Source organism: Micromonospora sp. 15K316 (assembly GCF_004348525.1).
In the GTDB taxonomy this organism is placed as follows: Bacteria; Actinomycetota; Actinomycetes; order Mycobacteriales; family Micromonosporaceae; genus Micromonospora.
This window is the reverse complement of sequence record NZ_SMKG01000244.1, coordinates 1-8,429: the sequence shown is the minus strand read 5'-3', so window position 1 is coordinate 8,429 and position 8,429 is coordinate 1. Positions and strand designations below refer to the sequence as shown.

8 protein-coding genes are annotated in these 8,429 nt (G+C 74.9%); 4 read left to right on the top strand and 4 right to left on the bottom strand.

Translation table 11 applies throughout. The features are described from left to right. A partial coding sequence (locus tag E1211_RS28065; protein WP_243709727.1) for a M28 family peptidase occupies positions 1–2,375 on the top strand: 2,375 nt, incomplete at its 5' end. A 130-nt stretch (positions 2,376–2,505) separates the two neighbouring features. On the opposite strand, the gene E1211_RS28060 is transcribed toward E1211_RS28065, so the two are convergent. The 4 genes from E1211_RS28060 to E1211_RS28045 all read right to left on the bottom strand — a co-directional run bounded on the left by E1211_RS28060 (position 2,506) and on the right by E1211_RS28045 (position 5,101). Next, positions 2,506–3,444, bottom strand: coding sequence for a threonine/serine dehydratase (locus E1211_RS28060; RefSeq protein ID WP_132352566.1), 939 nt, complete (start codon positions 3,442–3,444; stop codon positions 2,506–2,508). A gap of 63 nt (positions 3,445–3,507) precedes the next feature. Then, positions 3,508–3,762, bottom strand: coding sequence for a Smr/MutS family protein (locus E1211_RS28055; RefSeq protein ID WP_120680521.1), 255 nt, complete (start codon positions 3,760–3,762; stop codon positions 3,508–3,510). 90 nt (positions 3,763–3,852) lie between these two features. Next, positions 3,853–4,218, bottom strand: a complete 366-nt coding sequence (locus E1211_RS28050) for a M48 family metallopeptidase (protein ID WP_132352564.1) — start codon at positions 4,216–4,218, stop codon at positions 3,853–3,855. 121 nt (positions 4,219–4,339) lie between these two features. Further along, on the bottom strand, positions 4,340–5,101 hold the full coding sequence (locus tag E1211_RS28045) for an ROK family protein (protein WP_132352562.1): 762 nt from the start codon (positions 5,099–5,101) through the stop codon (positions 4,340–4,342). Between the two features lie 62 nt (positions 5,102–5,163). Here E1211_RS28045 and E1211_RS28040 point away from each other — a divergent pair, with 62 nt between their 5' ends. The 3 genes from E1211_RS28040 to E1211_RS28030 all read left to right on the top strand — a co-directional run bounded on the left by E1211_RS28040 (position 5,164) and on the right by E1211_RS28030 (position 8,279). Next, positions 5,164–6,801: an ABC-F family ATP-binding cassette domain-containing protein gene (locus tag E1211_RS28040; RefSeq protein ID WP_132352561.1), complete on the top strand. Its 1,638-nt coding sequence runs from the start codon at positions 5,164–5,166 to the stop codon at positions 6,799–6,801. 39 nt (positions 6,802–6,840) lie between these two features. After that, positions 6,841–7,158 (top strand): hypothetical protein, encoded by a 318-nt coding sequence (locus E1211_RS28035; protein ID WP_132352559.1) that lies wholly within the window; start codon positions 6,841–6,843, stop codon positions 7,156–7,158. 395 nt (positions 7,159–7,553) lie between these two features. Continuing rightward, on the top strand, positions 7,554–8,279 hold the full coding sequence (locus tag E1211_RS28030) for a methyltransferase domain-containing protein (RefSeq protein ID WP_132352568.1): 726 nt from the start codon (positions 7,554–7,556) through the stop codon (positions 8,277–8,279). Positions 8,280–8,429 lie beyond the last annotated feature (150 nt).

Sequence of the window (8,429 nt, the reverse complement as noted above, 5' to 3'; positions counted from 1 at the left end):
ACCCGACTCCGAGCCCGCCCCGCGCCGACCGGGCGCTGGCCCGGCCCCGGCGCCGGTTCGCCGCCGCCGTGGCGGCCGCCGTCGCGCTGGTCGCCGTCGGCGCCGTCAGCCTCCTCGACCTGCGACCCCCGGCGCCCCGGCCGGCCGACGCGCCGCCGACCGAGTTCAGCGCCGACCGGGCGTACCGCGACGTCGAGGTCATCGCGGCGCGGCCGCACCCGGCCGGCAGCGCGGCGAACGACGAGGTCCGCGGGCACGTCGAGCGGGTCCTGCGGGAGCTGGGCCTGGAGACCCAGGTGCAGGACGCCGTGGCACCCGAGGCGGGTCAGCTGAGCGGCGCGGCCGGCGGCGTCACGCTGGCCCGGGTCCGCAACGTGGTGGCCCGGCTGCCCGGCACCGATCCGTCCGGCCGGGTCTTCCTGGTCGCCCACTACGACTCGGTGCAGTCCGGTCCGGGCGGCAACGACGACGCCGCCGGCACCTCCGCCATCCTGGAGGTGGCCCGGGCGCTGGCCGCCGGCCCGCGGCCCCGCAACGACATCGTCTTCGTGCTCACCGACGCCGAGGAGGCGTGCCTCTGCGGCGCGTCCGGATTCGCGTCCGGTCACCCGCTCGCCGCCGACGGCGGGGTCGTGCTCAACCTGGAGGCGCGCGGCTCGACCGGCCCGGTGATCATGTTCGAGACGTCGCGGCGGAACGCGAAGTTGGTGGAGGTCTTCGGCCGGTCCGCGCCGCACCCGGTCGGCACCTCGTTCGCCGTGGAGATCTACCGGGCGCTACCCAACGACACGGACTTCACCGCGTTCCTGGCGGAGAACTTCGTCGGCCTCAACTCGGCGTACATCGACGGCGCGGCGATCTACCACACCCCGCTGGACACCGCCGCCGCGCTGGACCGGGCCAGCCTCCAGCAGCACGGTGACAACGCGCTCGGGATGGCCCGGGAGTTCGGTCGGATCGACCTGACCGAGCTGACCGCCGGCGGCGACGACACCTACTTCCCGGTGCCGGGCGGGCTCGTCCGTTACCCCGGACAGCTGACCCTTCCGCTCGCGCTGCTCGCGCTCGTCGCGGTCGGCGCGCTGGGCTGGCTGGCCCGACGGCGCGGTCGGGCGAGCGGGGGCCGGATGGCGGCCGGCTTCGGTCTGGCGCTGGCACCGATCGTGGCCGCCCCGCTCGCCGCCCAGGGGCTCTGGGCGCTGATCACCACGATCCGGCCGGGCTACGCCGAACTGCTCGACCCGTACCGGCCGATCTGGTACAGGCTCGCCGTGCTCGCGCTCGCCGCGACGGTCGTCCTCGGCTGGTACGCGCTGACCCGCCGCCGGATCGGTCCGGCCGCGCTCGCCGTCGGTGGCCTGGGCTGGCTGGCGGTGCTCGGGGTGGTGCTCGCGGTGCTGGTGCCGGGCGGGGCGTACCTGGCCTCCCTGCCGGCGCTGGCGGGCGCGCTCGCCGGTCTCGTCGCGCTCGGCACCCGGATCGACGGGCCGTGGCCGGTCGTCGCGGTCACCGTGGGCGGCGCGGTGGGCGTGGTCATCCTGCTGCCCACGGTGGTGCTCCTCTTCCCGGCGCTCGGTATGGCGATGGGCGGGGTGGCCGCCCTGGTCACGGTGCTGCTCGGACTGGCCGTACTGCCGGTGGTGGATCTGCTGCACCCCCGGGCCGGCGGGCAGCGCGGCCTGGTGGCGCTCCGGGCCCGGCGGCTCGGCGCATTGCCCGCGCTGGCCGCCGCGGTGGTGGCGGTGGTCTGCGCCGGGGTCGGGCTCCGCGTCGACCGCTTCGACGCCACCCACCCCGCACCCACCCACCTGATGTACGCGCTGGACGCGGGCACCGGCTCGGCCCGGTGGCTCACCGACGAGACCGACCCGCAGCCGTGGACCAGCCGCTACGTCACGGGTCCGGCGTCCCTGGACGATTTCCCGGCGCTCGGCGACCAGACCCTGCGCGGCGGCCCGGCGGAGCCGGCGAACCTGCCCGCCCCGAAGATCGAGGTGCTGGCGGACAGCACCACCGGCGGCGAACGCACCGTGCGACTGCGGCTCACCCCGCAGCGTCCGGCCCGGCTGGCCAGCCTGCACGTCGACACGACCACGGCCACCGTGCTGCGCGCCGAGGTCGCCGGCCGCCCGGTGCCCGTCGAACCCCGGTCCGGCCGCTGGGGCTTCGGGGTGGTCTTCCACGCCCCACCGGCGGAGGGCTTCGAGGTGACGCTCACCGTGGCGCCGAAGGCCGAGCGGCTGGCTCTGCGGGCGATGGACGCCAGCGACGGCCTGGATGCCCTGCCGGGCTTCCGGCCCCGCCCGCCGGACGTCGGGATCGTCGGCTCGCACAGCTCGGAGATGCTCGCCGTGGCCCGCACCTACCCCGTCTGACGGCACGCCGGTTCCGGCCGGACCGCTCGGCCACGGTCAGCCGTCATGGTCGGTGCGGGCCGGACCGGCGACCGCGGGTGCCAGCGGGCCCGGGTGAGCCGGGCGCCGGTGGCTCGCCGGGTCGGCCGGTTCAGTGCGGGCCGGGAGCCAGATCGCTCGGGTCGGTGTTGCCGCCGCAGACGACGACCGCCACCCGCTCGCCCTCGCGCGGCACGTACGCCCCGCCGACCAGCGCGGCCAGCGCGGCGGCCCCACCCAGCTCCGCGGCGACCCGCAGCTCCGACCAGAGCAGCCGCCGCGCCCGGACCAGGTCGTCGTCGCGGACCAGCACGGGGAGCACGCCGGTGCGGCGGGCGGTGTCGAAGGCGATCTCGCCGATCCGCTGGGCACCCAACGAGTCGGTGGCGATGCCGTCCACCTCGACGTCCACCGGCCGACCGGCCTTGAGCGCGGTGTGCAGGGTGGGGATCCGCTCCGGCTCGACGGCCACCACCCGCACCCCGCCGTCGAACCAGGCGGCGATCCCGGACACCAGGCCGCCACCGCCGACCGCGACCAGCACGGTGTCGACCCCGTCCAGCTGCTGTTCGAGTTCCCTGCCGACCGTGCCCTGGCCGGCCACCACCTCCGGCTGGTCGTAGGCGTGCACGACCAGCGCGCCCGTCTCCTCGGCCCGGCGGGTGCTCGCCGCCAGCGCCTCGGCGTAGTGCCGGCCGACCTGCCGCACCTGGGCACCGAGTGAGGCGAGCCGCTCCACCTTCACCGGCGAGGCGGTGACGGGGACGAAGACCTCGGCCGGTACGCCGAGGGCCCGCGCCGCGTACGCGACCGCGAGCCCGTGGTTGCCGCCGGACGCCGCGAGCACCCCCGCCTCCGGCAGCGGGCTCTGCAGCATCCGGTTGAACGCGCCGCGCGGCTTGAACGAGCCCGCGTGCTGGAGCAGCTCCAGCTTCAGGCTGAGCCGCCCCGGCACGCCGAACTCGCCGCCGGCGAGGGTGAGCACCGGCGTCTGCCGCACCCGCCCGTCGATGCGGGCGGCGGCCGCCTCGACGTCACTTCTCTCCACCATCCGGGGCACGCTCCTCGCTCAGGACCAGAGGGCCGACCACGCCGGCGCGGTCGACGCAGAAGCCTACTTCCAGCGGAAGTGCACGAAGAGCCGGCCGAAGTTCTTGGAGTCCTTCTCCACCCGGTGGTAGAGCTGCTTGACGTCCTTCTGGTCGAGGAAGCGCAGCACCTTCTTCTTGAGCTGGCCGGAGCCCTTACCCGGAATGATCTCCACGAGGGTGGCCTTCTTCGCGACCGCCTCGTCCATGATCCCTCGGAGCGCGCGGTCGATGTCGTGGCCCTTGTTGTAGATGTCGTGGAGATCGAGCTTGAGCTTCACCAGTTCATCCTAGGTCCGCCCGCGACGGGGTCCAGGAACGGCGAAGGGCAGCCACCCGGGCTGCCCTTCGCCGTTCTGTCTGCTCCGACGTCAGCGACCGCTGACCCGGGTCTCGACCCGACGCAGCGCGGTGCGGTAGTCGTCGTTGCCGCTGTGCATGGCGGCGGCGATCCGCAGGTGCCGCAGCGCGTCCGGGTACCGGTTCAGCCGCTCGAGCGTACGGCCCAGCACGTGGTGCGCGTAGTGGTCGCTCGGGTCCCGGTCGACCAGCTCCCGCAGGTGCTCCTCGGCGCGGTTGAGCTGGGCGGACTGGAAGTACGCCCGGGCCAGCAGCTGCCGCACCGAGGCGTTGTTCGGCTCCGCCTCGACGATCGGCTCGAGCAGCCGGACGGCCTCGGTCGGGTCACCGGTCTCGAAGAACATGGTCGCCCGCCGGTAGTCGGCCAGAAGATCCATTGCCCACTCCCTCGTCTCGCGCCGGTCGTACTCCTGACGCTGGCACAACACCGCGCCGGCGTCGGCTGTTCCCGGGCGGTCGGGACGGCCTCCCCGGTGCGCCGACGCCCGTCCCCGCGGGTCAGGCAGGGCGGGCGGCGGACAGGTCCCAGGCCCGGACGCCACCGACGATCCCGGCCGTGTTCGGCACCACCACCACGTCGTCGCCCATCCGGGCCAGCTGCTCCGGCCGGATCAACCGGGAGTTCCCGCCGCCCAGGTAGAGCCGGTCCCAGCGGAACACCGGCCGGAGACCGTCGACCACCCCCCGAACCCGACGTGACCAGAACGCGTCGCCGAGCCGCCGCCGTTCCGGCTCGCCGACGTACGTGTCGTACGTCATGCCCCAGCGCACCGGCGCGTGGGAGAGCTCCAGGTGCGGCGCGAGCACACCCCCGTCGAAGAGGGCGCTGCCCAGCCCGGTGCCGAGGGTGAGCACCAGTTCCAGGCCGGTGCCCGCCACCACCCCGGCGCCGTGCACCTCGGCGTCGTTGAGCACCAACGCCGGCACCCCGAAGGCGTCGGAGAGCGCCGAGCGGACGTCCCAGCCGGACCACTCGGCGAGCAGGTCGGGATCGACCCTGGTGCGCGGCCCGGCCCGGGTGACGTAGTGCGGGGTGGCCACCACCACGCCGTGCCGGAGCATGCCGGGCATCCCGACGGTCACCCGGTCCGCCGGGGGCAGCTGGGCGCCCAGGTCGAGCAGCGTCTTGACGAAGAGCGAGGTCGACAGCGGGTACGGCGTGGGCACGCGCAACGGGCGGGTCCGCATCGTGCCGGCCTCGTCGAGGACGGAGGCCTTGATGCCCCCGCCACCGCAGTCGATCGCCAGTGTGGTCACCACTCCGCCGAGTCTGCCCCTTCCGGGCGGGTCGCGTGCACCCAGCCGGATAGGCTCGCCTCCTCATGAGCGCCACGTTGATCGTCAAGAACCTCTCCGCCGGGCACGGCGACAGTCCGCTCTTCACCGGTCTGGACCTGGTCGTCGCGCCGGGCGACGTCGTCGGGCTGGTCGGGCCGAACGGGGCCGGGAAGTCGACGCTGCTGCGTACGCTCGCCGGTCTGCTGGCGGTGGAGGCCGGCAGCGTCACGCTCAACCCGCCCACGGCGAGCGTCGGGCACCTGCCGCAGGAGCCGGAGCGGCGGCCGGGCGAGACGGTGCGCGCCTTCCTGGCCCGCCGCACCGGGGTGGCCGCGGCGCAGCTGGCCCTCGACGCCGCGACCGAGGGGCTCACCGCCGGCCGGGCCGGCGCCGACGACGCCTACGCCGAGGCGCTGGAGCGCTGGCTGACGCTCGGCGGCGCGGACCTGGACGAACGGGCCGAGCAGGTCGCCGCCGAGCTGGGCCTCGCGGTGGACCTCGAACAGGAGATGACGGGGCTCTCCGGCGGTCAGGCGGCCCGTGCCGGGCTGGCCTCGCTGCTGCTCAGCCGGTACGACGTGTTCCTGCTCGACGAGCCCACCAACGACCTGGACCTGGCCGGACTGGAGCGGCTGGAGGAGTTCGTGACGGGGCTGCGCGCCGGCACGGTGCTGGTCAGCCACGACCGGGAGTTCCTGACCCGGACGGTGACCCGGGTGCTGGAGCTGGACCTGCCGCAACAGCAGGTCAACCACTACGGCGGCGGCTACGCGGCCTACCTGGAGGAGCGCGAGGTGGCGCGCCGGCACGCCCGGGCGGACTACGAGGAGTACGCCGACACCCGCGCCGCCCTGGAGAGCCGGGCGCGGGCACAGCGGGCCTGGATGGAGAAGGGCGTCAAGAACGCCCGGCGCAAGGCCACCGACAACGACAAGATCGGACGGAAGTTCCGCACCGAGGCGACGGAGAAGCAGGCGGCGAAGGCCCGCCAGACCGAGCGGCTGATCGAGCGGCTGGAGGTGGTCGAGGAGCCGCGCAAGGAATGGGAGCTGCGGATGGAGATCGCCGCCGCGCCCCGCGCCGGCGCCGTCGTGGCCTCGCTCCGCGACGCCGTGGTACGCCGGGGCGGCTTCACGCTCGGGCCGGTGACCCTCCAGATCGACTGGGCCGACCGGGTGGCGGTGACCGGCGCGAACGGAGCCGGCAAGTCCACCCTCCTGGCGGCCCTGCTGGGGCGGCTGCCACTCGACGGCGGTCACGCCGCGCTGGGCCCGGGCGTGGTGGTCGGCGAGGTGGACCAGGCCCGGGGCTTCTTCCTCGGCGACGCGCCGCTCATCGACGCGTTCCAGGCCGCCGTACCGGAGCTGTCGCCGGCGGACGCGCGGACGCTGCTCGCCAAGTTCGGCCTGCGTGCGGGGCACGTGCTGCGCCCGGCCGCGACGCTCTCCCCCGGCGAACGGACCCGGGCCGCGCTGGCGCTGCTGCAGGGGCGCGGAGTGAACCTGCTGGTGCTCGACGAGCCCACGAACCATCTGGACCTGCCCGCGATCGAACAGCTGGAGTCGGCGCTGGCCGGCTACCCGGGGACGCTGCTGCTGGTCACCCACGACCGGCGGATGCTCGACGCGGTGGCGACGAACCGGCGGCTGCGGGTGGACGCGGGGCGGATCGCCGAGGATTGATGCCGTGCCGACGGCGCCACCCGGGGTGAGAATGAGCCCATGCTCAAGTGGGAGTACGCGCTGCTGGTCCGCCGGCGCCAGGCGGCCACGAACGACCTCGGCTGGGAGGTCGTCTTCGTCTGGTACGGCCCGGACGGCTCGATGGTCGACGTCACCCCGTACGGGGACACCGCGCTGGCCCACCTCAACCGGGCCGGCGACCAGGGCTGGGAGTTGGTCGCGATGAGCGAGGATCCGTCGCTGCCCGGCAACAACGAGCTTCACCGCTACCACCTCAAGCGGCCCAAGCCGGCGGCTCCGCCACCCCGGCAGCGGATGCGGATCGGGGGCCGCCCGCGCCGCAGCACGACCGGCTGACCTGCCCGGCGCCGCCTCGCTCCCCCCGGGCCGGACCGCCCGTCGGTGCCGCCGTGGCCCGGTCCGCCGTGAGTCCCGGCGGGCACCCGGGCCGACCCGCGCGAGCGACCGCGGCGGCCGCCCGGCGAACCTCCACGCGCAGTCACGGCGGTTTTCCGGGCCGGAGCCGGCGCGAGCAGCGGCCGTCCAGGGCCGGAGCCGCGGCGAGCAGCCGCCGTCCGGTGCCGGAGCCGGCGCGAGCAGCCGCCGTCCGGTGCCGGAGCCGGCGCGAGCAGCCGCCGTCCGGGGCCGGAGCCGGCGCGAGCAGCCGCCGTCCGGTGCCGGAGCCGGCGCGAGCAGCCGCGGTGGCAGGCATACCGGACGGCGATGCGGGTAACGGGCGGCCGGAGGTGGACATGGTCGCGTTGGCACAAACCCCGCCGTCCGGCGATCGGCTGCGGGCGATCGACGGTTTCCTGGCCGAGGCGTGGACCGATCAGAAGGCACACGACGACCGGCTGCGCGATCTCGCCGTGGAGGTGCGCTTCGACCGGGGGGTCGCCCACGTGACCGGCGAGGTCGCCGATCCGGAGCAGCTACGGCTGGCCCGGGACCGGATCGGTCGGCTCGCCGGGGTGCTCGGCGTCTGGTGCCGGGTACGGGTCGCCGGGCACGATCCGGTGGTGGTGGACCTCGGCTGCGGGCCGAACAAGCAGTGGCCGGGGAACCTGGGGCTGGACATCTTCCCGGCCCCCGGGGTGGACGCGGTGGCGGACCTGTCGGGCTCCCTGCCGCTCGCCGACGGCTCGGTCGACGTGTTCTTCACGGTGCACATCCTGGAGCACCTGTTCGATTTCCTGCCGCTGCTCGACGAGTGTCACCGGGTGCTCCGGCCGGGGGGCGTACTGCACGTGATGAGCCCGTGGTGGGGGCATGTGAACGCGGTGGCCGACCCGACCCACGTACGGCTGCTCGACGTGCAGACGTTCAAGGGGATCTGTCTTCAGCGCCCGCCGGGCACCCCGCGTTGGTACCCGCTGCACGCGGGCTGTGACGGCGCCTCGATCTTCGCCGACCTCACTCCCGTCGGACCCGACGCCGATCCGCCCACCACGTCCCACCTGGCCCGCTTCTTCGACTGACCCCCGCACCCCCGCCCACCTCACCGGGGAACCCTGCCCGACTCCGGTCCGGTGACGTGCCGCGCGGTGATCATGAAGTTGTTGCTCCGACACGCCGGCGCGCAGGGCAACAACTTCATGATCACCGGGGTCAAACGCCGGGGGTGGTGG

Coding starts and splice junctions, on each gene's coding strand:
- E1211_RS28040 (WP_132352561.1), top strand. CDS start 5,164: ATGAGCGCCACGTTGATCGTCAAGAACCTCTCCGCCGGGCACGGCGAC.
- E1211_RS28050 (WP_132352564.1), bottom strand. CDS start 4,218: ATGGATCTTCTGGCCGACTACCGGCGGGCGACCATGTTCTTCGAGACC.
- E1211_RS28035 (WP_132352559.1), top strand. CDS start 6,841: ATGCTCAAGTGGGAGTACGCGCTGCTGGTCCGCCGGCGCCAGGCGGCC.
- E1211_RS28030 (WP_132352568.1), top strand. CDS start 7,554: ATGGTCGCGTTGGCACAAACCCCGCCGTCCGGCGATCGGCTGCGGGCG.
- E1211_RS28060 (WP_132352566.1), bottom strand. CDS start 3,444: ATGGTGGAGAGAAGTGACGTCGAGGCGGCCGCCGCCCGCATCGACGGG.